The following is a 25702-nucleotide window of genomic DNA, read 5'->3' as shown; positions in this document are numbered from 1 at the left end:
GAGCGCCGGTCGCTGCCGGCGTTTGTGGCGATGTTGATGCAAACAAAAAGACAAACGGCGCTTTCGATATCTCTTGTCTTCGCAGCGATGCTCGCGGCGGCGCCGCTCGCCGCGCAGCAGGCGCCGCAAGCCGCCGGCGGTGAGATCCGTGTCGGCAATGTGATGCCATACACCGGGCCGCTCGCTGCGTTCGCCACCATCGGGCGGGCGGAAGCGGCCTATTTCGACATGGTCAACGAGCATGGCGGCATCAACGGCCGCAAGGTCAAATTCGTATCGGTCGATGACAGCTCCAATCCGAAGACCGCGATGGAGCAGACCCGCGATCTCGTCGAGAAGCAGGACGTGCTGTTGATGTTCGGCTCGTTCGGCACGCCGAGCAACCTCGCCGTGCGAAAGTACCTCAACGAGAAGAATATCCCGCAGCTATTCGTCGCCTCCGGCGACGAGGAATGGGCGCATCCGAGGACGTTTCCCTGGACCATGGGCTGGCAGCCGACCTTCCGCGCCGAGGGGCGGATCTACGCCAATTACGTCCAGGCCGCCTATCCGTCGCGCAAGATCGCGGTGCTCTGGCAGAACGACCAGTTCGGCCGCGATCTGTTCCGGGGTTTGCAGGAGGGGCTCGGCGACACTGCCGGCATGATCGTCGCCGATCTCGCCTTCGACGCGTCGGAGACCAGGATCGAGAACCAGCTCGGGATATTGAAGGACTCCGGCGCCGACATCCTGGTGTTCGACGGCGCGCCGGCGATCGCGGCGCGCGCGATCCGCATCGTGGCCGGGATGGATTGGCATCCGGTGTTCATCCTCGACAATGCGTCGGCCTCGATCGCCAGCGCCTTGCAGCCGGCCGGCCTGCAGAATTCACTCGGCGTGATCTCGACCTCGTTCCTCAAGGACGCCGGCGACGCCTCCTGGAAGGACGATCCGCATATCAAGGCGTGGTCCGACTTCATGGACAGATATTTCCCCGACGGCGGCAAGGACGACATCTACGCCATGTTCGGCTATGCCGCCGCCGATACGCTGCACCAGGTCTTGCGCCAATGCGGCGATGATTTCTCCCGCGAGAACATCATGCGGCAGGCGGCCTCGCTGAAGGACTATCAAAGCCCGATCGCGCTGCCCGGGATCGTGATCAACACCGGGCCGAAGGATTTCCGCCCGATCAAGCAGATGCGGCTGGTGCAGTTCGACGGCAACGCCTGGCAGCCGATCGGCGACGTGGTCGATAGCGCGTTCACGACCGTGCGGGACGATAATTAGTTCTTGTCGTCCCGGCGAAGGCCGGGACCCATTACCCAACTGGAAGTTATTTTGCTCCGCTGGGGCGTTGATACCGCTCACATCGCAGAGCGGTGGTTATGGGTCCCTGCTCCCGTGCGCAATTGCGCACTAGGCCGGGACGACGGCGTGGGGAGAGCTACTTCTTCAACCCATAATTCAACAACCCGCCCTTGTTCTTCGGCGGATGCGCGCGCAGGCTTTCCTCGTTCGGCTCGGTGCCCCAGCCCGGTCGATCCGGGATCACGAGATGACCGTCGATAAACTCCGGCACGTGGGTGAACAATTCGTGGTCCCAGGCCAGGCGGTCGATATCGGTCTCCATGATGCGCAGGTTCGGCACCGCCGCGCAGAAATGCGCGTTCATCATGGTGCAGAGGTGGCCGTAGAAATTATGCGGCGCGACGTTGACCTCGAAATGCTCGGCGGCCGCGGCGATCTTCATCGACTGCCAGACCCCGTTCCACGGCGTGTCGATGATCGCGACGTCCATCGCCTGCTCGGTGAAGTAGGGCAGGAATTCGCGTAAGCCCAAGAGCGTCTCGCATGACGAGATCGGGTGCGGGCTCTGGCGGCGGATGTAGCCGAGCGCCTGCGGGTTGAAGGTGTCGATCTCGACCCAGAACATGTCCATCTTCTCGATCGCGCGCAGGATCTTGAGATAGCCTTCGGTCTTGGCGTTGAAGTTGAGGTCGAGCAGCAGATCGACATCCGGCCCGGCGCCGTCGCGGATCGCCTCCAGATGCATGCAGAGATTGCGCAGCACCGTGCGGTCGACATTGATCTCGGGCTGGAACGGCGCGCCGAAACCGGGTCGCCAGCCCATCGGCTTGCCGTCGGTGTAGACGAAGATGTTGGTCTTCATCGCCGAGAATTTCTTCTCGCGCACCTCGGCCCCGATCGCCTTGACGCCGTCGAGGTCGGTGATCGCCGGCTTGTACCAGTCGGGATGATTGATGCGCCAGGTCGCGCAATGCGACCAGTACACCCGCACGCGGTCGCGGATCTTGCCGCCGAGCAAATCGTAGCAGGGCACGCCGAGCGCCTTGGCCTTGACGTCAAGCAGCGCGTTCTCGATGGCACCTAACGCCAGCGCCACCACGCCGCCGGCGGCGGGACGCGTCGCGGCGAACAGCTCGACATAGATCCGCTCATGCTCGAAGGCGTTCTTGCCGATCACCCGCGCCGACAGCCGCTCGATCGCCGCGGTGACGCCGGGCGCGCCAAAGCCCTCGTCATATTCGCTCCAGCCGACCAGCCCGTCTGACGTCGTCACCTTAACGAAGTGATAATTCCGCCAGCCGGCATCGCAGGCGAGCGTTTCGACGCTTTTGATCGTGGGTGATATGCTCATGGTTTCCTGCCCGGCTTGTTGTTGGTGTTGGGCGGATACCAACAACGGATCGCCTGACGCGTCAATTCGCGCCAGGGCAGGGCGACAATGCGTACAGGTGGGTGCTGCGACATACGGACGTTGGTGTTAGCTCGCTTTGCTGTCCCGTCACCCTGAGGAGCGCGCTCTTGCGCGCGTCTCGAAGGGTCGACGGCCCGGCTTTCTCCGTACGGAAAGGGCGGGGCCGCGCATCCTTCGAGACGCCGCTTCGCGGCTCCTCAGGATGACGGGGGGAGAGCAGTCACAGGCCGGAACAGCGTCGGCTTTTGCCGTTCGAACGTCTTGCGGCCGCGCCTGAAGCCCAGGAGCACGTCGGGCAGTTCGGCGATCGCGTTGGTTGCGCTGTCGGTGTCGAGCACGACGATGTCGGCGGGGTTGCCGACTGCGATGCCGTAATCCCTGAGATTCATCAGCCGCGCCGGCAGCTCGGTGACGAGATCGAGGCAGGCATCGAACTCGCCGATCCCGGCATGCGCGGCATTGGCGTAGAGATTGGCCATCCGCAGCAGCGACGCGTCGCCGAACGGCGTGAAGGGATTTTGCACATTGTTGGTCGCGACCGAGCACAGCACGCCATCGGCGACCAGGCGATGCGCGGCGGTGAGGCCGCGCGGCGCATTGTGGGTGGCCTCACGCCCCATCAGATAGAGGTCGGTCGCCGGCAGTACGGTGACCGCGACGCCGGCCGCGGCGAGGCGCGCGCTCGCCGTCTTCAGCCGCTCGGGCGGCAGCGCGGAGAGTTTTGTCGCGTGCCCGATCGCGACGCGCCCGTGATAGTTGCGCCGCTCGGTTTGCCGGCAGACTTCCTCCATGTGCCACCAGGAGGGATCGAGGTCGAAATCGAGATGCAGGTCGACATCGATATCGAACTGCTGCGCCAGGTCGAAGATGCGCGCGATCTGCGCGTTCGGATCGCTGTCGACATAAGGACAGCCGCCGATCGCCTCGGCACCGTCGTTGAGCGCCGCGACCAACAGCTCATCAGTGCCGGGATCGTTGGTCAGGCCTTCCTGCGGGAAGACACAAAGAGAAAGATCGAGCGCCCAGGCATAGTCGCGCTTCAGCGCCTTGACCGCTTCGAAGCCACGCAGCCCGATCCGCGGGTCGGCCTCGACATGGGTCCGCATCCGCGTGGTGCCTGCGGTGATCGCTCGCTCGATCACTTTTGCGCCGCGGGCATAGACGTCTTCGACCGTGAAGTCGCGCTTCATCGCCGCCACCGCGCGGATGGCCTCGGCGACGCCGGCATGGTCGTGGCCGCAGCGGCCGAGCAGGCAGGCCTTGTCGAGATGGATATGGGTGTCGACGAAGCCGGGCAGCGCCAGCCGTCCCGCGAGGTCGATCTCGACGGCCTCGCAGGAGAGGTGCGGCGCGATCGCGGCGATCCGGCCGCCGGCGACGCCGATATCGACCGTCGACGCGGAGGTGCGCGTCACGGCATGACGGAAGACCAGGTCGAATGCAGGTTTCGCAATCATCGAGAGCAGATTTCAGGTTGGTCTCAGCCTAGCGGAAGGGCAGGGAAGCGGCAGCACCAGATTGTGTGCAGTTTGTCAGTCAGATTGTCCAAAAAATATGCATACACTTTGCCGACCGGATTGTAGAGTTTTGCGAATTCCTGGAGGCCCGCCATGTCCGTCACCGCCAAAGCCGATGCCCACCCGCTGTCCGATGCCGAGATCGTCGAAGCCTGCCTGACCGCGTCGATGATCCCCGACCCCGATGCGGCGGCGGCCTATATGAAGCCTGGCACGGTGATCACCTTCACCGGCGGGCGCGAATTCGACCATCCGCGCGGGCCGACCGGCTTCAACGCCAAGCGCTATCGCTGGGTGAAGAAGCGGATGGACCGGTTCGACGTCTGCCCCGGCGCGGGCGAGACCGTCGTCTACAGCGTCGGCACGCTCTACGGCGAGTGGATCGACGGCACACCGTTCGAAGGCAACCGCTATGTCGACCGCTTCGTGGTCAAAGGTGGCCAGATCGTCAAGATGGACGTCTGGAACGACAGCGCCGAGCGGATCCTGGTGCAGCGAGGGATCGAGGCTTAGGCGCAGCGCACTTTTCCCGTCATCCTGAGGAGCCGCGAAGCGGCGTCTCGAAGGATGCACGGCCCGGCTGGTGGCCGTCGATCCTTCGAGACGGCCGCGTTGCGGCCTCCTCAGGATGACGGTGATAGAGCGCGGCTGTCGTCAGTTCCGCCCACCTTCGGCAGCTTCACCATCCGGTCTGCACCCGCCTCGTCCGCCGCCCCATAAGGGCAATATTAACCGCATCTGCCTTACCTGTTCTCCCGTTCAGCGGGAGAGCCGTCCAGTGCGCAATCGTGGTGGTGTTCGAGACACCATAGGCCTGAAGAGCCGGGTTCTGGTCACCGCGATCTTTCTGGCATCGGGCGCGGCATCCCTGATCCTTCAGGTGCTCTGGTTCAAGCAACTGCAATTCGTGCTGGGAAGTGCCACCGTCTCGGTCAGCGTCACGGTGGCGAGCTTCTTTTTCGGTCTCTCGCTGGGCAGCGCGCTCGGCGGCCGGATCGCCGACACGGTCAGCCGCCCCCTGAAAATCTACGGCTTCCTCGAACTCGCCCTCGCAGTCGTTTCCCTGGCGGTGACCGCGTTCCTGTCGCACTGGTCGACATGGGTGGGCTGGCTGTCGCCGATGCTGGACCTGGAGTCTCCATTCCGGTTGCCGCTGATGGTCGCGCTGTCGCTCGCCATCCTGTCGCTGCCGACGATGTTGATGGGCGCGACGCTGCCGTTCCTGGTGAAATTCCTGACCCGCACGCAAACGGACCTCGCCAATCGCATCGGCCTGCTCTACGGGTTCAACACCCTCGGCGCCGCTATCGGCACGCTCGTTGTCGGCTTTGTCCTGATGGGCCTCTGGGGGATCACGGGATCGAGCCTGGTTGCCGCGGCGCTGTACATCTGCGTCGGCGGCGTGGCCCTCGTAGTTGCGCGCAACGCAAGCCCGCTGTCGCCGGTCACGGCAGCCGCGCCGGTGCAAACCGAAGGGCGGGAGCACGGCAGGACGTCCATCCTGATCGGGATCTTCGCGTGCTCCGGTTTCGTGTCGATCACCTATGAAGTCGTCTGGTTCCGCTTCCTGACCAATGTCAGCACCTCGAGCGTTTTCGCTTTCTCGGGCATGCTCGGCGTTTACCTGCTGGGCCTGGTGATCGGCGCCCTGATCTGCGCCAGGCTGCTCGCGCCGCGCAAGGATCAATTGCTGCGCTACTTCGCCGTGACGCAGCTGCTGATCGCGGTTGCGGCCACGCTGACCGTCGCAATCCTCGGCAAGGCGCGTACTGTGGGAGCAGTGCTGTCTCCCATCGTGTCGGGCCTGCTCCCGGTCCCGGTGCAGCAGCTTTTGGGCGGTGACGTTTCATTCTTCCTGATCTGCGCCGTTGCCCTGTTGCTGCCGACCACGCTGATCGGCATCAGTTTTCCGCTGGCCAGCGAACTGACCGTGATGCAGATGAGCGCACTGGGCCGCAGGGTAGGCACGCTCTACGCCTTGAACACGATCGGTGGCGTCCTCGGCTCGCTGGCGGCGGGATTCCTTCTGATTCCCTATCTGGGCAGCCAGGGGGCGCTCACCGCACTGATTGTTCTGAACGTCCTGCTGTTTGTCGCGACGACACTATCGCAACCGGCTCTTCTGAGAGAAGGCAGCCTGTGGCGGCAAGGGGCAATCGCCGCAAGCGTCATCGCCTTTGCGCTCTTGCTCCTCACCCCACACTATCTGGAACGGGTCCTGACCGCGATCGAAGGCGCTGATGTCCTCGAGCTGCGAGAAACGCGGCAAGCAACATTTGCGGTGGTCGAGTATCGCGAAAAGGCGGCAGGAACCTATCAGCAATTGGTGGTGAATTCGAAAAGCTATGCCAACAACCGTCCCGAGGGCAGACGCTACATGGCCGCGATGGGGCACTATCCTATTCTGCTGCACCGGGGCCCGGTTGAAACGGCTGTCGTGATCTGCATCGGGACCGGAACCACGGTGGGCGCGGTGAGCACCCATCAGGAACTAAAATCCATCGACGCGGTCGATCTGGCCTCGACGGTCTTCGAGTTTGCGCCGCATTTTGTGCCGATCAACCAGCAGTTCTATCAGAATCCCAGGGTTCATCAGATCGTCGCGGACGGGCGCCACTTCCTGCTCGGGACAAAGGAGACGTTCGACGTCATCACCCTCGAGCCCCCGCCGCCCCACGACGCCGGCGTCATCAACCTCTACACCGAGGAATTCTATGCGCTGGCAAAGCAGAGGATGCGCCTCGGCGGCGTTCTCGCGCAATGGGTGCCGCTGGATTTCAACCGCGGCATTCTTCCGAAGATGATCCTCAAGGCCATGATGGGCCAGTTCAAGCATGTCTCGCTGTGGCTGCCGTCCAGAATGGAAGGCGTGGCGATCGCCTCCGATGAACCCTTGAACATCGATCCTCGCGCGCTCGCCATGCGGATGTCCGCGCCCGCGGTGGCTGAAGACCTGACCGCAAACGGCCTGCGCTCGCCAGAGGATTTCCTGGCGACATTCATCGCCGCTGATGAAAAGCTCGCGGCCTTTGTCGGCGATGTGCCGAGCCTCACCGATGATCGGCCGCGCCTCGAATATTATAACTGGTATCCGCTGAGTTCGATCAGCGTGGACGAATTGAAGCGCCTCCGCGAGCCCGTCGAGGACTATCTTGCCCCTCATTCCATCGACGAGGCCCGTCTCGACACCGCGCGCACGGTGGCCGATGCGATTCTGGATGAGCACAGAGCCACGGCTGACGGCGACAAATCCGCCGCCCGTGCAGCGCTTCGCCTGGCCGTCAAGCTGCAGCCGGACAATTCCTATGTCGGCTTCCTGGACCGCAAGCTGCGCGAGTGAGCGGGTAGCATCCGGCACCAGGTGACGACTCTTTCCCCGTCATCCTGAGGAGGCCGCGCAGCGGCCGTCTCGAAGGGTCGACGGCCCGGCCGGTGGCCGTGCATCCTTCGAGACGCGCTACGCGCTCCTCAGGATGACGGGGATAGAGTAGCCGCAACCGTCAGCGCCGCACCGCCTTCGGCAGCTTGACCACCCGATCGCTGGTCGCCTCATCCGCATAGGGCGCCAGAATATCCAGCAGATCCCGCCCGCGCTGCGGGCTCGGTGCGACCAGCGCGCGGGTGGCGACGGAATCCAGATGGTGGTGCATCAGCTCCATCACCTTGGCGACGTCGCCCTTCACCAGCGCAGCGATGATCGCGCGGTGCTCATTGATCGCGCATTCCGTGGAGTGCGGCCGGCTGTACAGCGACAGCGTCAGGCAGCAGCGATAGGCGACTTCGCTGACATAACGCACCAGGATCGGGCTGTTGGTCATCTGGGCGAGCAGGATGTGGAATTCCGTGGCGAGCCGGATCGAGACCGCGTCGGTGCCGTCGCGGGCGCGATCCTCGGCGTCGACATGGGCGGTGAGTTCGGCGACCTGCGCCTTGGTCAGCTTGCCGGCGAGCTGCCGCACCACCAGCCGCTCCAGCTCGATGCGGATGTCGAAGGCATCGCGCGCCTCCTGCCAGCTCGGCGTCGCCACCACCGCGATGCGGTTGCGGCGCAGCTCGACGAGGCCTTCCGCGGCCAATTGCCCGAGCGCGTGCCGCGCAATGGTGCGGCTGACGCCGAAACGCTCGCCGAGCGAATCTTCGGGCAGTTTTGCGCCGGGCTCCAGCGCCTGCTCGATGATCGCGCGCCGCAGCGCGCGGCAGATCACGCTGACCTTGTCTGACGATTCAGCCGTCTTGCTGTTGCCGGCGCGCCCCGCCATCGCCGCGATTCCCTCTCGAATGTGCTTCGAACGCCTCTTTATCATACCGGCGAAACAATCGGGCGCTCGAATTGCATGCAGTTTTGGCCGCCGATTGCCTAAAAGGAATCCCGCGTTTTGCCTGCTGATCGCGCGATCCCCTTGATTTTCAACGGGCGGCGCGCTGGCATCCAGCTTGCATGCACTTTGCTCGTGATGCGCATGCAACCAAATTCCGAATTTGCCGGCGAGCCTGTTGCCGCCGGATCTGCGCCGACCGCGATCGAGCTGTCGGAAGCCTCCGTGACCTTCGGCCGCGGCGCCCGCGCCGTGCCGGCTCTGTCCACGACCACGCTGCGGATCGCCGATGGCGAGTTCGTCGCGCTGGTCGGCCCATCCGGCTGCGGCAAGTCCACCATCCTGCGGCTGGTGTCGGGCCTGGTGCGGCCGACCACCGGCGTCGTCATCGTCGGCGGCCGCGAGGTCGCGGCGCGCGCGCTGCGGGTCGGCATGGCGTTCCAGAACCCGACCATGCTGCCGTGGATGACGATCGAAAAGAACATCATGCTGCCGCTGAAGATCGTCGAGCCGTTCCGCTCGCAGTTCCGCCGGCTGCGCAAGACCGAGTTCCGCGACAAGGCCAATGCGCTGCTCGAGCAGGTCGGGCTGAAAGGGTTTGGCGGCCGCTATCCCTGGCAGCTCTCCGGCGGCATGCTCCAGCGCGCCAATCTGTGCCGCGCGCTGATCCATGAGCCGCGCATGCTGCTGCTCGACGAGCCGTTCGGCGCGCTCGACCAGTTCACCCGCGAGGAGCTGTGGGGAATCCTGCAAGCGCTCTGGATGACGCACAAGCCGACCGTGCTGCTGGTCACCCATGACCTGCGCGAGGCCGGCTTCCTCGCCAACCGCATCTGCGTGATGAGCGCGCGGCCCGGCCGCATCCTCGACGACTCCAGCGTCGACTTCGCGCGCCCGCGCACCGTGGCGATGACCTTTGAGCCCGATTTTGTCGCGCTCAACCAGAAACTCCGCGCCTTCATCGTCGATGCGCGCACCGCTGCGCAAGAGGGAGCCTGACCATGTCCGTGTCAGATATCAGGCAGAAGGCCTGGTCCGCGGCCCTGATCGTGCTGTTCTTCGTCGCCTGGGAGCTGTTCTGCCTGATGACGGGGATGTCGGATCTCGTGCTGCCGCGGCCGTCGCAGATCTTCGTCACGCTGTTCGAGAAATTCCCGATCCTTTGGCCGCACATCATCCAGACATTGGTCACCACCATGATCGGCTTCGTGCTCGGCGTGGCGCTGGGCGTCGCACTCGGCGCCGTGATCGGGGTGTCAAAGACCGCCTACGACACCTGCTATCCGCTGCTGGTCGGCTTCTCGTCGATCCCGAAGGTCGCGGTGGTGCCGATCTTCGTGCTGTGGTTCGGCTCCGGCACGGTGCCCGCTGTGTTGACCTCGCTGTCGATCTGCTTCTTCCCGATCGTCGTCAACATCGCCACCGGTCTTGCCACCACCGAGCCCGAGCTCGAGGATGTCCTGAAGGCGCTCGGCGCCAGCAAGTTCGACATCCTCTGGAATGTCGGCCTGCCGCGGACGATGCCGTTCTTCTTTGCCTCGCTGAAGGTCGCGGTGTCCTACGCCTTTGTCGGCGCGGTGCTGTCGGAGACCGTCGCCTCGAACCGCGGCATCGGCAACGTGATGATGACGGCGTCCTCCAATTTCAATGTGCCGCTGGTGTTCGCCGGGCTGTTCGTGCTCGCCGGCCTCGGTGTCGCGCTCTACGTCCTGTTCTCGCTGATCGAGGGCCAGGTCACGGGCTGGGCGACGCGCAAGGACAACGTCATCGCCACCTGAAGGTTGTTTCGTCCATCGCTGGAGTTGAGGAGGTCGTCATGCTGAAGACAATAGGCGCTGCGCTCGTGGGATTGGCTCTGGTCGCGGGAGCGGCGCGTGCCGAGGAAACCACCATCAAGTTCACGCTGGGCTGGAAGACGCAAGGCAGCGATGCGGCGTTCTTCTATGCGAAGGACAATGGCTACTTCAAGGAGGAAGGCCTCAACGTCGTGATTGACCAGGGCGAGGGCTCCGGCGCGACGGTGACGCGCATCATGTCGGGCGCCTATGACGCCGGCTTCGGCGACGTCAACGCCATCATCCAGAATGCCTCGACCAGGCCGCAGGATGCGCCTGTGATGGTCTACATGATGTGGAACCAGCCGCCGTTCGCGATCGTCGCCAAGAATTCGAGCGGCATCAAGTCGATCAAGGATTTCGAGGGCCACACGCTCGGCGGCGCGCAGGGCACGCCGACCACGCGGCTGCTGCCGGTGTTCGTGCACAAGAACGGGCTCGACGGCGAGAAGATCAAGATCTCCAACATGGCGCCGAACCTGCAGGAGCCGATGCTGATCAAGGGTGACATCGATGCCGCGCTGGTCTTCAACATCACGAGTTACTTTAATCTCGTGCTGAACCGCCAGGATCCCGACAAGGACTTCAAATGGTTCTCGTTCGGCGATTACGGGCTCGATCTCTATTCCAATGGCGTGATGGTGTCGCGCAAGCTGATCGCCTCGAACCCGAAGGCGGTGGCCGGCCTGGTGCGTGCCATCAACAAGGGCGCGATCGCGGTTGCCAAGGACCAGAATGCCGGCATGAAGGCCGCGCTGAACTATGACAATCTGATCAATGTCGATGTCGAGAAGCGCCGGCTGCAATATTCCTTCGAGAAGCTGATCGTCTCGCCGGAGATGAAGGACATCGGTGTCGGCGACATCAAGGACGACCGCATGGTCCGCAACATCGGCTTCATCGTCGAGGGCTACCAGCTCGCCCGTGCGCCGACCCCGGCGGAAGTGTTTTCACGCGAATTTCTGCCGCCGCGCGCGGAGCGGGAGCTGGTGTACACTGCGAACTGAGCTTACTCGTCATTGCGAGGAGCGAAGCGACGAAGCAATCCATCTCTCCTCGTGTTGAGACCTGGATTGCTTCGCTGCGCTCGCAATGACGGCGGAGGTTAGCGATGGACGTCACGGCAACCCGTCTGTTTTCTGGACCTGACCGCGGCACGCGCGACAATGTCGTGCTCCGCCACGACGGCGGCGTCATCACCGACATCTCCGAAGCCACGAGCCCAGCGACAGGCCCGCGCTCCCTCATCCTCCCCGCCTTCGTCAACGCCCACGACCACGCCCGCCCGCGGGCGTCCGCCTTCGGCGCGGTCGGCATGCCGCTGGAGAGCTGGATCCTGCGCACGGTGGTGGGCACGCCGGTCGATCCTTGTTTCGCCGCGGCCTCCGCGCTGGCGCGCGCGGCGCAGGCCGGCTGCGCGGCGATGATGGTGCACTACACCCGGCCGAGCGGCATCATGCCGCTGCTCGACGAGACCAGAGCGATTGCGCGGGCCGCCGGCGATGTCGGCATCCGCATCGGCTTTGCGATCGCGGTGCGCGACCAGAACCCGATCGTCTATGGCGACAGCGAACCGGTGCTCGCAAGTCTCGCCAGCGACGACCGCAAGACGATCGAGGAGCTGTTCGTCCGCGCGCCGATGTCGCCAAAGGCCTATATCGAGCTGACCGATGCCATCGCCGCGGCGATCGGCGGGCCGAAGGTCGATGTGCAGCTCGGGCCCGCGGGGGTACAGTGGTGCTCGAAGCCGCTCTTGGAGGCGGTCGCGGACAATTCCGCGCACACCGGCCGCCGCATCCACATGCATCTGCTCGAGACGATCTATCAGCGTGCCTGGGCCGATCAGCATTTTCCCGGCGGCATCGTCCGCTATCTCCGCGACATCGGCTTCCTCTCCGGGCGGCTGACGCTCGCGCATTGCATCCATGCCCGGCCCGACGAGATCGAGATGATCGCAGCGTCAGGCGCGCGCATCGTCACCAATTACTCCTCCAACCTGCATCTGCGGTCCGGGCTGGCGCCGATCGCGGCGGCGCACGCTTGCGGCTGCGCGATTGCGGTCGGCGTCGATGGTCTGGCGCTCGATGAGGATGACGATGTGCTGCGCGAGACGCGCCTGGTGCAGATGATGCAGGGCGGTCTCGGCTTTCAGCGCACCTGGACGGCGCAGGATTTCTTCGCGCTCGCGATCGGCAACGGCCGCCGCGTCACCGGTGCGCCGGCCGACTTCGTCCGCATCGATCTCGACCGCCTCGAGGGCGATCAGATCTTGCCGGCCGATCCGATCGATCTCTTGTTCGCGCGCGGCAATGCGTCGCTGGTCCGCGACGTGGTCGTCAACGGACGCACCATCGTCAGCAATGGTCGGTGCGTGGGTGTCGACCTTCCTGCCATCGAGCAGGAACTGCGTGGCCTCTACCGGGCGAGCGCGGCCACATACGCGCATGTGCTGGGCGCATGGCCGCGGCTTTCAGTATCGTTGCAAGACTGGTTCGAGACACAACTCACCTGCAACTAAGCTGAGAGCATTCGCTTCGCATCGCGCGGCAAGCGCGGTCGGCCGCGCGAATTCCGTCAAACGGAAGAAAATTCCACTTGCATCACTTTCGGCGCACGGCTTCAAGTTCAAACAGAAGCGCAAGGCTGGAATCGATCATGTCCTTCAAGAAATTGCTGATTGCCAACCGCGGTGAGATCGCGATCCGTATCGTCCGTGCCGCGGCCGACAGCGGTATTGCAACCGTCGCGATCTATCCCGCCGATGATGCGGCCTCGTTGCATGTCCGCGCCGCCGACGATGCCTGCGAGATCCCCGGCCGCGGCGCGCGCGCCTATCTGGACATCGAGGCGGTGATCGCGGCGGCCAAGGCTGCGGGCTGCGATGCGCTGCATCCGGGCTATGGTTTCCTCAGCGAGAACACGGAGCTGGCGCGGCGCTGTGCCGAGGAAAAGATCACCTTCGTCGGCCCGTCGCCGGAGGCGCTCGATCTGTTCGGCGACAAGGCCAAGGCAAAGGACCTCGCCAAGAAATGCGGCGTGCCGATCATTGCCGGCACCGCCGACGCGACCTCGCTCGACGAGGCAAAAGCCTTCTTCGCCTCGCTCGGCGCGAACGCCGCGGTGATGATCAAGGCGATCGCCGGCGGCGGCGGGCGGGGCATGCGGGTGGTCGAGGATGCCGCAAAACTCGAGGAGGCCTATGCGCGCTGCCAGTCGGAAGCCAAGGCGGCGTTCGGCAACGATGCCGTCTATGTCGAGCGGCTGATCCGCAAGGCGCGCCATATCGAGGTGCAGATCATCGGCGACCGTCACGGCGCCATCAGCCATCTCTGGGAGCGCGAATGCACCATCCAGCGCCGCAACCAGAAGCTCATCGAGGTGGCGCCGAGCCCGTCGCTGAGCGATGGCTTGCGCGTCCGCATTATCGAGGCGGCAAAGCAGCTCGCGTCGGCCGCGCGCTACGACAATCTCGGCACCTTCGAGTTCCTGGTCGATGACGAGGCAGAGGAAAGCAAAGGCGAAGGCGAGGGTGCCTTCGCCTTCATCGAGGCCAATCCGCGGCTGCAGGTCGAGCACACCGTCACCGAGGCGGTGCTCGGCGTCGATCTCGTCCGTTCGCAGCTCGCGGTCGCCGCCGGCGCCACGCTGGCCTCACTTGGGCTGGCACAATCAGCGGTGCCGCTGCCGCGCGGCTATGCCATGCAGCTCCGCGTCAACATGGAGGTGATGGACGAGAAGGGCGTGACGAAGCCGACCGGCGGCACGCTCAGTGTGTTCGACCTGCCGTCCGGCCCCGGCGTCCGCGTCGATACGTTCGGCTATTCCGGCTACCGGACGAGTGCCGCGTTCGACTCGCTGCTGGCAAAGGTGATCGTGCATTCGCCGAGCCAAGAATGGTCCGACGTGGTGCACAAGGCGTCGCGCACCTTGCGCGAATTCCGCATCGGCGGCGTTGCGACCAACATCCCCTTGCTCGGTGCCATCCTGGCGCATCAGAGTTTTGCGCGGAACAAGATCAGCACCAATTTCATCGATACCCATGTGGCGGCGCTGGTCGGCACGGCGAACGACCTCGCGGCGCCACTGGTCGAGGTGAGCGAGGCCGCAGCGACGAAGGCCGTCGCCACTGAGGCGGCACCCGAGGGCTCGCTGCCGGTGCCCGCGCCGCTGCAGGGCACGATCGTGGCGATCGAGGTCGCGGAGGGCGATCTGGTCCGTCCCGGCCAGCAGATCGCGGTGCTGGAATCGATGAAGATGGAGCATCTCGTCACAGCGCCGCATGGCGGCCGGGTGACGAAGATCGCAGGTGGTCCCGGCATCACCCTGATGCATGGCGAGCCGATCCTGTTCCTCGAGCCTGCCGAGGTCGACGGCCATCATGCGGCGGAAGAGGCCGCGATCGATCTTGATCACATCCGCCCTGATCTGGCCGAGCTGATCGCGCGCAAGGCGATCACGCTGGACGAGAACCGTCCGGCCTCGGTGGAGCGCCGCCGCAAGACCAACCAGCGCACCGCGCGCGAGAACATCGCGCAGCTGGTCGATGAGGGCTCGTTCGTCGAATACGGCTCGCTCGCGATCGCCGCACAACGCCGCCGACGCAAGGTCGAGGACCTCATCAAGAACACGCCGGCCGATGGGTTGATTTCCGGCGTTGCTACCGTCAACGCGAAAGACTTCGGTCCCGAAGGCGCGCGCTGCATGGTGATCTCGTATGACTACACCGTGCTGGCCGGCACCCAGGGCCACATGAACCACAAGAAGATCGATCGCATGCTCTCGCTGACGGAGCAGTGGCGGCTTCCGCTGGTGTTCTACGCCGAGGGCGGCGGCGGCCGTCCCGGCGATACCGACCGGCTCGGCATGACCGGCCTCGACGGTCCGTCCTTCGTGCAGTTCGCAAAACTCTCCGGGCTCGTGCCTGTGGTCGGCGTGGTCTCTGGCTATTGCTTCGCCGGTAACGCCGCGATGCTCGGCGTCTGCGATGTCATCATCGCCACCAAGAATGCCTCGATCGGCATGGGTGGCCCAGCGATGATCGAGGGCGGTGGGCTTGGTGTCTATCATCCGGCCGAGGTCGGCCCTGTGTCGTTCCAGTCGCCGAACGGCGTGATCGACATCCTCGTGGAGGACGAGGAAGAGGCGACGGCGGTGGCGCAGAAATATCTGTCCTACTTCCAGGGCGCGGTGAAGGACTGGACCGCGCCGGACCAGCGGCTGCTGCGCCGCGCGATCCCGGAAAATCGTCTGCGGGTCTATGACATCCGCAATGTGATCGACCTGATCGCCGACGAGGGCTCGGTGCTGGAGATCCGGCGCGATTTCGGCGTCGGCATGATCACCGCTTTCATCCGCATCGAAGGCAAGCCGTTCGGCCTGATCGCCAACAATCCAAAGCATCTTGGCGGCGCGATCGATGCTGCGGCCGGCGACAAGGCCGCGCGCTTCATGCAGCTCTGCGACGCCTTCGACATACCGATCGTCTCGCTCTGCGACACGCCGGGCTTCATGGTCGGGCCCGAGGCCGAGAAGACCGCGATCGTGCGCCATGTCGCGCGGATGTTCGTCACCGGCGCCAGCATCACGGTGCCGCTGTTCGGAATCGTGCTGCGCAAGGGCTACGGTCTCGGCGCGCAATCGATGATCGGCGGCGGCTTCCACGCCTCGTTCTTCACGGTGGCGTGGCCGACCGGCGAGTTCGGCGGCATGGGCCTCGAAGGCTATGTCCGCCTCGGCTTCCGCAAGGAGATGGAGGCGATCGCGGACCCCCTCGAACGCGAGAAATATTTCCAGACCAAGGTCGCCGAGCTCTACGCCAACGGCAAGGCCGTCTCGATCGCGTCGGTCTTGGAGATCGACGAGGTGATCGACCCCGCCGACACCAGGCACTGGATCATGGCCGGCCTCCGCTCGGTGCCGAAGGTGGAGCCGCGGACCCACCGCAAAAGGCCGTGCATCGATGCGTGGTAGGGAAGCTGGATGCGTAGGATGGGTAGAGCGAAGCGAAACCCATCAATTCTTCATCCGCGGTGCAATAATGGGTATCGCTTTGCTCCACCCATCTTACGGGGTTGAATTCGGAGAGCGCACGTCGTGCGGCACCCCTCTCCCTAACCCTCTCCCGTAAGGGGAGAGGGAACCCTTCCGCCGGTGTCTCTCTCACGCGAGAACGCGGACGTATGATTCACAGGCCGCGCCACACACGCAGTGTCGTCCCGGCGAAGGCCGGGACCCATAACCACAAATGCTGCTTGTTGCGCGTCGTTGGAATGACGAGTCCCGTTCACTACATCCGCCGCGGCGTATGGGTCCCGGCCTTCGCCGGGACGACGGCGGTGGATGGGGAGGGCACCTCTCGTCGACACAAGAGCTACTCCAACCTCAACTCAACATACCCCTGCGCCGCGACCGCGTCGCAGCGTTCGCGATACGCCGGCGCGCTGCCGCTGTAGCGGGCGACGATGCGAGTTTGCTTGCCCTCGACGTTGCGGTTGATGCCGGTCATCCAGGAATCGACCTCGTTGGAGAGCAGGCCTGTGCCGAGCGTCTTGACATGATCGGTCCAGCCGGCGGTGCCCTCGGGCGTGGCGTCGAGGAAGGTCAGGCCTTTGTCTCGCGCGAAGCGGAGCAGGCCGGTAACCCAGTCGACGCTATACTCGATGCTGCGCGGGATGTTGCCGAGCGCGGTGTGCGGGCCCATCAGCATCATCATGTTGGGGAAGCCGTCGACCATCAGCCCGAGATAGGTTTCCGGGCCGTGCGTCCATTTCTCCTTCAGCCGCGCACCATGCGCACCGCGAAAATCGATCTTGTCGAAACTGCCGGTGATGGCATCGAAGCCGGTGGCGTAGATGATGATGTCGAAGGCGTAATCCCTGTCGCTGGTCTCGATGCCCTCGGGCGTGATCTTTTCAATCGGCGTCTCCAAGATGTCGACCAGCTCGACATTGTCGCGGTTGTAGACTTCGTAATAGAAGGTCTCGAGCGGCAGCCGCCTTGTGCCAAAGCCGTGATTCCTGGGGATCAGCTTCTCGGCCACCGCCTGGTTCTTCACGCGCTCACGGATTTTTCGCGCGACAAAATCGCTGATCGTCGCATTCGCCGCGCGATCAATCAGGATATCCCTGAAATTGCCCTGCCAGATGCCGAAGCCGCGCTCGCCATAGAGCTTCTCGTAGAACGCTTCGCGCTCGGCATCGCTGACCTCGAACGCGCCGCGCGGATCGGGCGTGTGCACGAAGCAGGCGAAGGTCTCCTTGCAGCGCGCAAAGATCTCGGGATAGCCGGCCTTGATCCTCGCTTGCGTCTCGGCGTCGATCTTGCCGTTGTGCAGCGGCGCCGCCCAGTTGGCGGTGCGCTGGAACACGGTGAGGTGTCCGACCTCGCCGGCGATGGTCTGGATGGTCTGGATGCCGGTCGCGCCGGTGCCGATCACGGCGACGCGCTTGCCGGCGAAATCCACCTTCTGTTTCGGCCAGCGCGCGGTGTGAAACGACTGGCCCTTGAAATCGTCGCGGCCCTCGATGCGCGGCAAGGTCGGTGTCGACAACGGGCCGATCGCGGTGATCAGGAAGCGGCAAGAGTGGCGCGCACCGTTCTCAAGCGTGATCTGCCAGCTTCGCGTCTCGTCCTGGTAGATCGCGGCGGTAATCCGGCTCTCGAACTGGATGTCGCGGCGCAGATCGAACTTGTCGGCGACATAGTTGCAGTAGCGCAGGGTCTCGGGCTGGCCGGCGAAATGCTCCGACCATTCCCATTCCTGCAGCAGCTCCTTCGAGAACGAATAGCCGTAGGAATAGCTTTCCGAATCGAAGCGCGCGCCGGGATAGCGGTTCCAGTACCAGGTGCCGCCGACGCCGGTGCCGGCCTCGAACACCCGCGTTTTGAGGCCGAGCTCGCGCAGCCGGTAGAGCTGGTACATGCCGGACAGGCCGGCGCCGATGATGATGACGTCGTAGTCCAGCGCAGCCGTCTGGGGGGTGTTGTCCTGGCGCAGTGCGGCCACCTGTCGTTGCTCCCTGATCGGTTGATTGCCGGGAAGGCTAGCCGGTCTCACCGCTGCCGACAAACATCGAGGAGCGGGGCAGCTATCGGGATTTGCCGGGTGCGTCGGCCTGTCCACGACATTCCGTGAGGCGGATCGCGGGCTCCACAGCTTTACTCGGCCGCGGGATTCCCTTTATCGTCGGCCCGGCACAACGATCGCCCGCCAAGCGGCGACGGAACCAGCGGGAGTGAAGCGATGGCAGAGGCGCTGCGCAGGCCGGCATCAATCGATGTCAGCAATCCCCGGCTCTATCAGGACGACATTTGGCGGCCGCTGTTCGCGCAGCTTCGCCGCGACGATCCCGTGCATTATTGCGAGACTTCGGCCTACGGCCCGTACTGGTCGGTGACGCGCTACGACGACATCTTCGACGTCGAGCTGGATCACGACAACTATTCGTCGGAAATCGGCGGGATTCAGGTGGTCGATCAGCCCAAGGGCCAGGAAATCGCAAATTTCATCAGGATGGATCCGCCGGGCCATACGGCGCAGCGCCGCACGGTGGCCCCTATCGTGGCGCCGTCCAACCTCGCCAATTTCGAGCCGCTGATCCGCAAACGCACCTCTGCTGTGCTCGACGCGCTGCCGCGCAACGAGACCTTCGACTGGGTCGAGCGGGTCTCGACCAATCTCACCAACATGATGCTGGCGACCTTGTTCGATTTTCCCTGGGAAGATCGCATGAAGCTGACCTGGTGGTCCGATGTCGCAATCGCCAACGTCGATTCGCCCGACGCTGTCGTGCATTCGGAGCACGAGCGTTTCGAGGAGATGGTCAAGATGGGCGAGTATTTTCGCAAATTGTGGGATGCGCGCGCCGACGCGCCGCCGACCTTCGACCTGATCTCGATGCTGGTGCATTCGGAGGCGACGCGAAACCTGCAACCGCGCGAATTCCTCGGCACGCTGGCGCTTCTGATCGTCGGCGGCAACGACACCACGCGCAATTCGATGTCGGCCGGGCTGATGGCGCTGTGCGAGAACCCCGAGCAGTTCGAGCTGGTCCGCGCCCGCCGCGAGCTGACCCCGAGCCTGGTGTCCGAGACCATCCGCTACCACACGCCGGTGCTGCACATGCGCCGTACCGCCCGCAACGATGTCGAGCTCGCCGGCCGCCGGATCAGGAAGGGCGACAAGGTCGTGATGTGGTACATCTCCGGCAACCGCGACGAAGACAAGATCGAGCGTGCCGATGAATTCATCATCGACCGCGCCAAGCCGCGCCAGCATCTCGCCTTCGGCGCCGGTATCCACCGCTGCGTCGGCGACCGCCTCGCCGAGCAGCAACTCCGCATCCTCTGGGAGGAGGTTTTGGCGCGCGACCTCCGCTTTGAGATCATGGGCCCACCACAAAGGCTCTATTCCAATTTCATCCGCGGTATACGAAGCTTGCCGGTGATAATCGTGGATTGAGCCGCATTACCCGTCATTGCGAGGAGCGAAGCGACGAAGCAATCCATCTCGTCGCGTGGGGAAAGAATGGATTGCTTCGCTTCGCTCGCAATGACGAAAGAGGACATATCAAGGAATAAGAATGAAGAACGATCCCGTTGACGTCCTGATCATCGGCGCCGGCGCCTCCGGCGCCGCGGTGGCCTGGAGCCTCGCCGATACCAAGATGCATATCCTCTGCCTCGATCAGGGCGGCTGGATGAATCCCGCCGAATATCCGAGCACCGGGCGCGACTGGGAGGCGAAGTTCTACGGCGACTGGTCGTCGAGCCCGAACATCCGCAAGCGGCCCGAGGATTACCCTGTTAACGACGACAATTCGCCGATCAAGGTCGTCAACTTCAACGCCGTCGGCGGCTCGACCGTGATGTACACCGCGCATTGGCCGCGGCTGCATCCGTCCGACTTCAAGGTGAAGACGCTCGACGGTGTCGCCGACGACTGGCCGATCGATTACGACGCGCTGACGCCGTTCTTCGAGGAGAACGATCGCATCATGGGTACGTCGGGCCTGTCGGGCGATCCGCTGTCGCCGCTGAGCCATCCGCCGATGCCGCCGCAGCCGCTCGGTCTATCGGGCCCGCTGATCGGCAAGGCCATGAACAAGCTCGGCTGGCACTGGTGGCCATCGGACACGACCGTCGCGACGATGGACTATGAGGGCAGGGCGCGCTGCATCAATCTCGACCGACATCACCTATTGGCCGCACGCGATCCGCGCCGGGGTCGAGGTCAAGACTCATTGCCGGGTACGCGAGATCCTGACCAACGAGCACGGCATGGCGTCCGGCGTCGTGTACTACGACAAGGACGGCGTCGAGCAGTTTCAGCCGGCCGAGGTCGTCATCATCGCCTGCAACGGCGTCGGCACGCCGCGGCTGCTGCTGAACTCGGTGTCAGGGAAATTTCCGAACGGGCTGGCGAACTCGTCCGGCCTGATCGGCAAGAACCTGATGTTCCACCCCTATGCGCAGATTTACGGCTATGTCGAAGAGCCGACCGATTCCAACCGAGCGCCGCCGACCTGCCTGTGGAGCAAGGAGTGGTATGACACGGACCTGTCGCGCGGCTTCGTCCGCGGCTACGGCGTCCAGTTCGTCCGCGGCGCGGGACCGGTATTCGAGGCCGTGACGAGCGAGCAGAAGGGCATTCTGCCCTGGGGCAAGGATCATCACCGTGCGTTCCGCAAGCTCAACGGTCATCGGCTCGGATTCTCCGCGATCTGCGAAGACCTTCCGGAGGAGCATAATCGCGTCACGCTCGATCCCGTGCTGAAGGACAGCCACGGCATTCCCGCGCCCAGGATCGACTACACGATCAGCGAGAACAGCCGGAAGATGATGGACCACGCGCTGGCGCGCGGCCGCGAAGTACTCGAAGCCGCCGGCGCGACCGATTTCTGCATCAACGCACCGATCTCGTGGGGCGGCTGGCATCTGCTCGGCACCGCGCGGATGGGCACCGATCCCGCGCGCTCCGTGGTCAACGAATGGGGCCGCTCGCACGACGTGAAGAACCTCTTCATCGTCGACGGCAGCATCTTCGTCACCTCGGGCGGCGTGAACCCGACCTCCACCATCCAGGCCCTCGCGCTCTACATCGCCGACCAGATGAAGCAGCGCCTCGCCAATCTGTTCGACTGAGACCGTCATGTCCGATGTAAAAGAACTGACCGCAGCCCAGCGCGCCGATCTCCGCACCGTCGCCGCGATGATCGTTCCCGCAAGTGAAGAGTACAAGGTACCGGGCGCGGACGATGCCGCGATCCAGGCCGACATGCTGGCAACGCTCGGCCGCGACACCGCGCCGGTCGCGCAGGCGCTGGATCATCTGGCTGATCTCGCCGGCAAGCCGCTCGCCGAGCTCGACGTTGCCGGGCGCAGCGCGGTGGCGCAGGAATTTCGCGCCCGCGGCGGCCCTGCCGCGGCGACGCTCATTCGCGTCGTGCTGCAATGTTACTACCGCGACGACCGCGTGCTGCGCTCGCTCGGGCTCGAGGTGCGCGCACCGTTCCCCAAGGGGCACGTGCTGCCGGACGGCGACTGGTCGCTGCTCGATCCGGTCAGGGAGCGCGGCGGGGTGCTGCGGCGGGTGCCCTAGCCAGCCGGGCAGGCCTGCGCGGGCGCGTAACCACTTGCGGCGGCGGGAGCCGGTCACCATCTGAGGAGACCAAAGGACTCTCGCCATGCTGGATTTTACCTCAGATACCGCCGGTGACACGCTGTCATCGCGGGCGGCTGACGCTGCCCGTGACGATGACCGGGCTTTGCTGGATGCCTATTCCAATGCCGTGATCGATGTGACCGAACGCGTCGGCCCCGCCGTGGTCCGCGTCGAAACCGGGCCGAAGGTACGCAATGCGCGCGAGCGCGGCGGGCTCGGTTCGGGCATCGTGATCTCGCCCGACGGGCTCGTGGTCACCAACAGCCATGTGGTCGGATCGTCGAAGGAGATCCGCCTGCGCGACACCGAGGGCTTCGACACCGACGCCCATGTGCTCGGCGTCGATCCCGACACCGATCTCGCGCTGCTGCGCGCCGATGGCGCGCGAGATCTGGCCTATGCCTCGCTCGGTAACTCCAAGACGCTGCGGCGCGGCCAGCTCGTGGTCGCGATCGGCAATCCGCTCGGCTTCGAATCGACGGTGACCGCCGGCGTGGTCTCGGCGCTGGGACGCTCGATCCGCTCGGTCAGCGGGCGGACCATCGAGGACGTGATCCAGACCGACGCCGCGCTCAATCCGGGCAATTCCGGCGGCCCGCTGGTGTCGTCGAAGGGCGAGGTGATCGGGATCAACACCGCGATCATCAACGGCGCGCAGGGCATCTGCTTTGCGGTCGCCTCTAACACCGCGCAATTCGTGCTGTCGGAGATCATCCGTCACGGCTATGTCCGCCGCGCCTATATCGGCGTCGCAGGCCAGACCGCGCCGGTGCCGCGGCGGCATGCGGTGCTCGCCGGCGTCGAGAACAAGATGGGCGCGCTGCTGATGCAGATCGAGCCGGACAGTCCGGCCGCGCGCGCGGCGCTGCTGCCGGGCGACGTCGTGATCAGGCTCGACGGCATCGAGATCAACGGTGTCGACGATCTGATCCGCGCGCTCGATCACAGCCGGATCGATCGCACGCTGTCGATGGACGTGCTGCGCCTCGGCCGCCTGCGCGCGATCGACATCCACCCGATCGAGAGGAAGCCGGCGAAACAGTAAGACAATCCCATCCCCGCACGAGATGCACTCTCTCTCCTTGTGGGAGAGGGTCGCTTCGCGCAGCGAAGCGGGGTGAGGGGTCTTTCTCCGCGATCTCATCTGTGGAGAGAACCCCTCATCCGGCGCTTCGCGCCACCTTCTCCCAAGAACACCATCGGTCTGTGTTCGGGGCCGTCAAGCCCAAGCCTTTCGGCGGCCGCTAGAGTGCTCGTATACTCGGTTGAAGTCAGCCGGTCTTCCTACAAGGTTGAAATCCGATCCATTTTCTAGTAAACTGCACTTCCATTTGCGCGCGACCGTCTCGCGTCGCTTAGTCTTAAAGCTTTACGTGAAGCAAGGAATTACGATGCTTCCTTGCATGACGACTGCGATTGCTATGCTGTTGCTAAGCTCGACAGTATTTTGTTGAGCTCAATCCGAGCCCAGATCGTATTACGACACGCGATTGCGTCGTCACGGTTTTTAGTGACCGACGCCGGATAATTCGCGGCGGGGTGTTGTATGCATCACCCTTCACAGACCGGAACCCGTTAGTCCGAAATGTGACGTTACTGCGGAGAGTTGAAATGACGATTGCGCTCTTGCTTGTCCCTAATCAGGGCGACAGTAAAGATAATTTCCTCGCCGTAGCGCGTGACCTGAAAGCAAATTTTTGCAAGAAATCAGTTATTTTTGCGGTTACCTGGGATGGGACGCCCTCAACCGGGCCTTCGGCTTCTCCTATTGGTGGAGTTCCAACAGGGTTCAGCACGAATTTTTGGGAGTCAGTCGCCGCAGCAGATACTTTCATTTCGCTTTCCCATAGCGGCATACAAGACGGCCCGATGATAGGTCCGGAAGGTGAGCAACCTTGGCCCACCACCGGGGCGGGCACCGCACTTAGCGATGAGGCGCTCCGATTTTGGCGGCGAATTGGTTGGGGAATCGGCGACGGCGGGCGAGTTCTGATCGCAGGCTGCGATACGGCGCATTCATATGGCAAGCTCGTATCGAAGATTATGACACCTACAGTTTTTGGATTTGCTCAACACATCGGTGCCGGCGTCATATCCGAGATGCGGATGTATATCGGCAATTATTTCCTGCAGAACCGTGTTGGAAAGAACGTTGTCAAATGCTGATCTCCTAAAGAAAAGGCGATTATACCGTTCGCACATATACGGCTGTTGGTGCTTTGATTGTTGTGTGGCGCGTCAACAGCAAAACGCCCCGCCGCGTTATCAGGCGACACCACACCGGCGTAGCCGGTCTGCCCGAAATGTGGTGCCCACACCAGTCCGGTCTTCCACTGCCGCCACCGCCACTGTCCGCTTCGAGACGACGGCGGGCGCTGATGGACGAGCTGCGCTATGCTCAACGGGTCGAGAGCGACGCCGAGGAAGCCTGAGCGAGGTCGCGATGGAAAAACGACCGACGAAAGAAAGCAGCAGCTAGTGAAGCTGTTCGCCGAGGCAGTTGCCGTTGCGGAGCGCGCGCGTGACGATGTTGGGAAAGACCCCGTTCTCTAATTGCAGTTTGAACGCGAACTGGACGAGTTGCGCAAGCTAATGCGTGCCATTCAGGAGGAAATCGAAAAAATTGGGATCGGATAGCGGCGTCGGGGGAGTTCGCGCGGCTGATGATCTGGTCGAGGACGAGGCCAGCGGCCATTGCCGGAGCCCTTCGCGCTCATAGCATCATCACGACCGACGACAACAGCGACAGCACCGCCACGACAGGAGCGGGCGACCGATAGCCGACGGCGTCACGTTATGTCGCGACTGCCGACAGATTGCGGAGGGACCGCCATCCTTCGACGATCCCCGCCAGACTGTCGCGGACATCACGTCATCCGACGACACGGTGCGAGCCATCGACAATGGGGTGTCCGCGCTTGAGGCAAAAGCAATCGTAGGCATTATTCCGAGAACCGTGTAGCTTCCTCGCACCGTCACGCCCTTTGCTTGCCGGAAGCCGCTGCCCACAAAACGGAGACACGCCGAACTCTCCGCTTCTCTTCAAATTGCAGCCTTGGTGCCATTGGCAGGCGCGATCTTCAGAACTGGCCATTCACAGATCACCAGCGTGCGCGCTGTACAGGTGCGCCCGACTGTCGGACACGATTAGATCAAAGAGGGCAAAGTCATGAGCAAAACCTTGTCGCTGCTACTGGTGCTGTTGTTCGTCACTATCGGCCATGCGCGGGCGGACCCGCTCACTGAGGACATGACGAAACTCAATGCGCAATGGGACGCCGCGATCAACGATCCAAATTTCGATGCCTTGCTGCCAATGTATGAAACCGATGCCAGTCTAATCCCGCCCGGCGCACCGCCCGTTTCGGGTGCGACTGCGATACGCGACTTCTTTGCCAAAAGGGGGACGAGCGTCAGAAATCACAAGCTCGAGCTTGTCGAGGTTCTACCAATGGGGAACTACGCATACGTGACCTCGCGCTTCAAAGCTTCCTTGGTCAAAGGCGAGGAAACGACCAAGCTGTCCGGAAGTACCGTTAAGCTTTACGAACACCAGTCCAACGGCGAATGGAAGGTTAAGTCCCATATTTTCGTTCGGGAATAACCAGCCAAGGCGCATTTGATTTTGATCACCACGACAAGAGAGGGCGACCGATAGCGAACGGCATCAC

The 25702-nt window shown here is 63.7% G+C and carries 17 protein-coding genes and 1 pseudogene; 14 read left to right on the top strand and 4 right to left on the bottom strand.

Annotated features, from left to right (window positions below; genetic code table 11):
* The first annotated feature begins 36 nt into the window (after positions 1–36).
* Positions 37–1269: an ABC transporter substrate-binding protein gene (locus K359_RS0104165; RefSeq protein ID WP_035976100.1), complete on the top strand. Its 1233-nt coding sequence runs from the start codon at positions 37–39 to the stop codon at positions 1267–1269.
* A gap of 157 nt (positions 1270–1426) precedes the next feature.
* Here the strand turns inward: K359_RS0104165 and K359_RS0104160 are convergent, their stop codons facing one another.
* Together K359_RS0104160 and K359_RS0104155 are read right to left on the bottom strand one after the other, a co-directional pair.
* On the bottom strand, positions 1427–2641 hold the full coding sequence (locus K359_RS0104160) for a mandelate racemase/muconate lactonizing enzyme family protein (protein WP_029078225.1): 1215 nt from the start codon (positions 2639–2641) through the stop codon (positions 1427–1429).
* Between the two features lie 257 nt (positions 2642–2898).
* Positions 2899–4158, bottom strand: a complete 1260-nt coding sequence (locus tag K359_RS0104155) for an amidohydrolase family protein (protein WP_029078224.1) — start codon at positions 4156–4158, stop codon at positions 2899–2901.
* A gap of 153 nt (positions 4159–4311) precedes the next feature.
* Between K359_RS0104155 and K359_RS0104145 the strand changes: the two genes are divergently transcribed.
* The gene (locus tag K359_RS0104145) at positions 4312–4731 is read left to right on the top strand and encodes a hypothetical protein (RefSeq protein WP_029078223.1); all 420 of its coding nucleotides are present in this window, start codon (positions 4312–4314) and stop codon (positions 4729–4731) included.
* Between the two features lie 265 nt (positions 4732–4996).
* Entirely contained in the window at positions 4997–7558 is a 2562-nt protein-coding gene (locus K359_RS0104140) for a fused MFS/spermidine synthase (RefSeq protein WP_029078222.1), read from the top strand.
* A gap of 160 nt (positions 7559–7718) precedes the next feature.
* Here K359_RS0104140 and K359_RS0104135 read toward each other — a convergent pair whose 3' ends face one another.
* A complete protein-coding gene (locus K359_RS0104135) occupies positions 7719–8477 on the bottom strand; it encodes a GntR family transcriptional regulator (protein WP_029078221.1) in 759 nt (252 codons plus the stop codon).
* Between the two features lie 201 nt (positions 8478–8678).
* Here K359_RS0104135 and K359_RS0104130 point away from each other — a divergent pair, with 201 nt between their 5' ends.
* From K359_RS0104130 to K359_RS0104110, 5 genes are all read left to right on the top strand, one after another.
* Complete coding sequence (locus tag K359_RS0104130; protein WP_051345999.1) at positions 8679–9533, top strand: ABC transporter ATP-binding protein; 855 nt, start codon at positions 8679–8681, stop codon at positions 9531–9533.
* 2 nt (positions 9534–9535) lie between these two features.
* Positions 9536–10312 carry an ABC transporter permease gene (locus K359_RS0104125; RefSeq protein WP_029078219.1) on the top strand — a complete coding sequence of 259 codons (777 nt, stop codon included), beginning with the start codon at positions 9536–9538 and terminating at the stop codon, positions 10310–10312.
* A 38-nt stretch (positions 10313–10350) separates the two neighbouring features.
* On the top strand, positions 10351–11376 hold the full coding sequence (locus K359_RS0104120) for an ABC transporter substrate-binding protein (protein WP_029078218.1): 1026 nt from the start codon (positions 10351–10353) through the stop codon (positions 11374–11376).
* Between the two features lie 104 nt (positions 11377–11480).
* Positions 11481–12887 carry an amidohydrolase family protein gene (locus K359_RS0104115; protein ID WP_029078217.1) on the top strand — a complete coding sequence of 469 codons (1407 nt, stop codon included), beginning with the start codon at positions 11481–11483 and terminating at the stop codon, positions 12885–12887.
* 137 nt (positions 12888–13024) lie between these two features.
* Positions 13025–16339, top strand: coding sequence for a carboxyl transferase domain-containing protein (locus K359_RS0104110; protein ID WP_029078216.1), 3315 nt, complete (start codon positions 13025–13027; stop codon positions 16337–16339).
* A 400-nt stretch (positions 16340–16739) separates the two neighbouring features.
* On the opposite strand, the gene K359_RS0104105 is transcribed toward K359_RS0104110, so the two are convergent.
* Positions 16740–18374: an NAD(P)/FAD-dependent oxidoreductase gene (locus tag K359_RS0104105; protein ID WP_051345968.1), complete on the bottom strand. Its 1635-nt coding sequence runs from the start codon at positions 18372–18374 to the stop codon at positions 16740–16742.
* 237 nt (positions 18375–18611) lie between these two features.
* On the opposite strand from K359_RS0104105, the gene K359_RS0104100 reads away from it, so the two are divergent.
* The 6 genes and pseudogenes from K359_RS0104100 to K359_RS0104070 all read left to right on the top strand — a co-directional run bounded on the left by K359_RS0104100 (position 18612) and on the right by K359_RS0104070 (position 25635).
* Complete coding sequence (locus K359_RS0104100) at positions 18612–19829, top strand: cytochrome P450 (protein WP_029078214.1); 1218 nt, start codon at positions 18612–18614, stop codon at positions 19827–19829.
* A 107-nt stretch (positions 19830–19936) separates the two neighbouring features.
* A pseudogene (locus K359_RS66110) lies at positions 19937–21511 on the top strand (GMC family oxidoreductase).
* Positions 21512–21518: 7 nt separating this feature from the next.
* Positions 21519–21968: a hypothetical protein gene (locus K359_RS0104090; protein ID WP_029078213.1), complete on the top strand. Its 450-nt coding sequence runs from the start codon at positions 21519–21521 to the stop codon at positions 21966–21968.
* Positions 21969–22053: 85 nt separating this feature from the next.
* Positions 22054–23076: a S1C family serine protease gene (locus K359_RS0104085; RefSeq protein ID WP_029078212.1), complete on the top strand. Its 1023-nt coding sequence runs from the start codon at positions 22054–22056 to the stop codon at positions 23074–23076.
* A 566-nt stretch (positions 23077–23642) separates the two neighbouring features.
* Positions 23643–24197, top strand: coding sequence for a hypothetical protein (locus tag K359_RS61050; RefSeq protein ID WP_156928346.1), 555 nt, complete (start codon positions 23643–23645; stop codon positions 24195–24197).
* A 1003-nt stretch (positions 24198–25200) separates the two neighbouring features.
* On the top strand, positions 25201–25635 hold the full coding sequence (locus K359_RS0104070; protein ID WP_029078211.1) for a DUF4440 domain-containing protein: 435 nt from the start codon (positions 25201–25203) through the stop codon (positions 25633–25635).
* Positions 25636–25702: the final 67 nt, after the last annotated feature.

The sequence above is a fragment of the Bradyrhizobium sp. th-b2 genome (genome assembly GCF_000426785.1).
Lineage (GTDB): Bacteria > Pseudomonadota > Alphaproteobacteria > Rhizobiales > Xanthobacteraceae > Bradyrhizobium > Bradyrhizobium septentrionale.
This window is presented reverse-complemented; position numbering and strand designations above follow the sequence as displayed.

Coding starts and splice junctions, on each gene's coding strand:
- K359_RS0104085 (WP_029078212.1), top strand. CDS start 22,054: ATGCTGGATTTTACCTCAGATACCGCCGGTGACACGCTGTCATCGCGG.
- K359_RS0104145 (WP_029078223.1), top strand. CDS start 4,312: ATGTCCGTCACCGCCAAAGCCGATGCCCACCCGCTGTCCGATGCCGAG.
- K359_RS0104120 (WP_029078218.1), top strand. CDS start 10,351: ATGCTGAAGACAATAGGCGCTGCGCTCGTGGGATTGGCTCTGGTCGCG.
- K359_RS61050 (WP_156928346.1), top strand. CDS start 23,643: ATGACGATTGCGCTCTTGCTTGTCCCTAATCAGGGCGACAGTAAAGAT.
- K359_RS0104165 (WP_035976100.1), top strand. CDS start 37: ATGCAAACAAAAAGACAAACGGCGCTTTCGATATCTCTTGTCTTCGCA.
- K359_RS0104100 (WP_029078214.1), top strand. CDS start 18,612: ATGGCAGAGGCGCTGCGCAGGCCGGCATCAATCGATGTCAGCAATCCC.
- K359_RS0104155 (WP_029078224.1), bottom strand. CDS start 4,158: ATGATTGCGAAACCTGCATTCGACCTGGTCTTCCGTCATGCCGTGACG.
- K359_RS0104110 (WP_029078216.1), top strand. CDS start 13,025: ATGTCCTTCAAGAAATTGCTGATTGCCAACCGCGGTGAGATCGCGATC.
- K359_RS0104115 (WP_029078217.1), top strand. CDS start 11,481: ATGGACGTCACGGCAACCCGTCTGTTTTCTGGACCTGACCGCGGCACG.
- K359_RS0104130 (WP_051345999.1), top strand. CDS start 8,679: ATGCAACCAAATTCCGAATTTGCCGGCGAGCCTGTTGCCGCCGGATCT.
- K359_RS0104090 (WP_029078213.1), top strand. CDS start 21,519: ATGTCCGATGTAAAAGAACTGACCGCAGCCCAGCGCGCCGATCTCCGC.
- K359_RS0104135 (WP_029078221.1), bottom strand. CDS start 8,477: ATGGCGGGGCGCGCCGGCAACAGCAAGACGGCTGAATCGTCAGACAAG.
- K359_RS0104160 (WP_029078225.1), bottom strand. CDS start 2,641: ATGAGCATATCACCCACGATCAAAAGCGTCGAAACGCTCGCCTGCGAT.
- K359_RS0104070 (WP_029078211.1), top strand. CDS start 25,201: ATGAGCAAAACCTTGTCGCTGCTACTGGTGCTGTTGTTCGTCACTATC.
- K359_RS0104125 (WP_029078219.1), top strand. CDS start 9,536: ATGTCCGTGTCAGATATCAGGCAGAAGGCCTGGTCCGCGGCCCTGATC.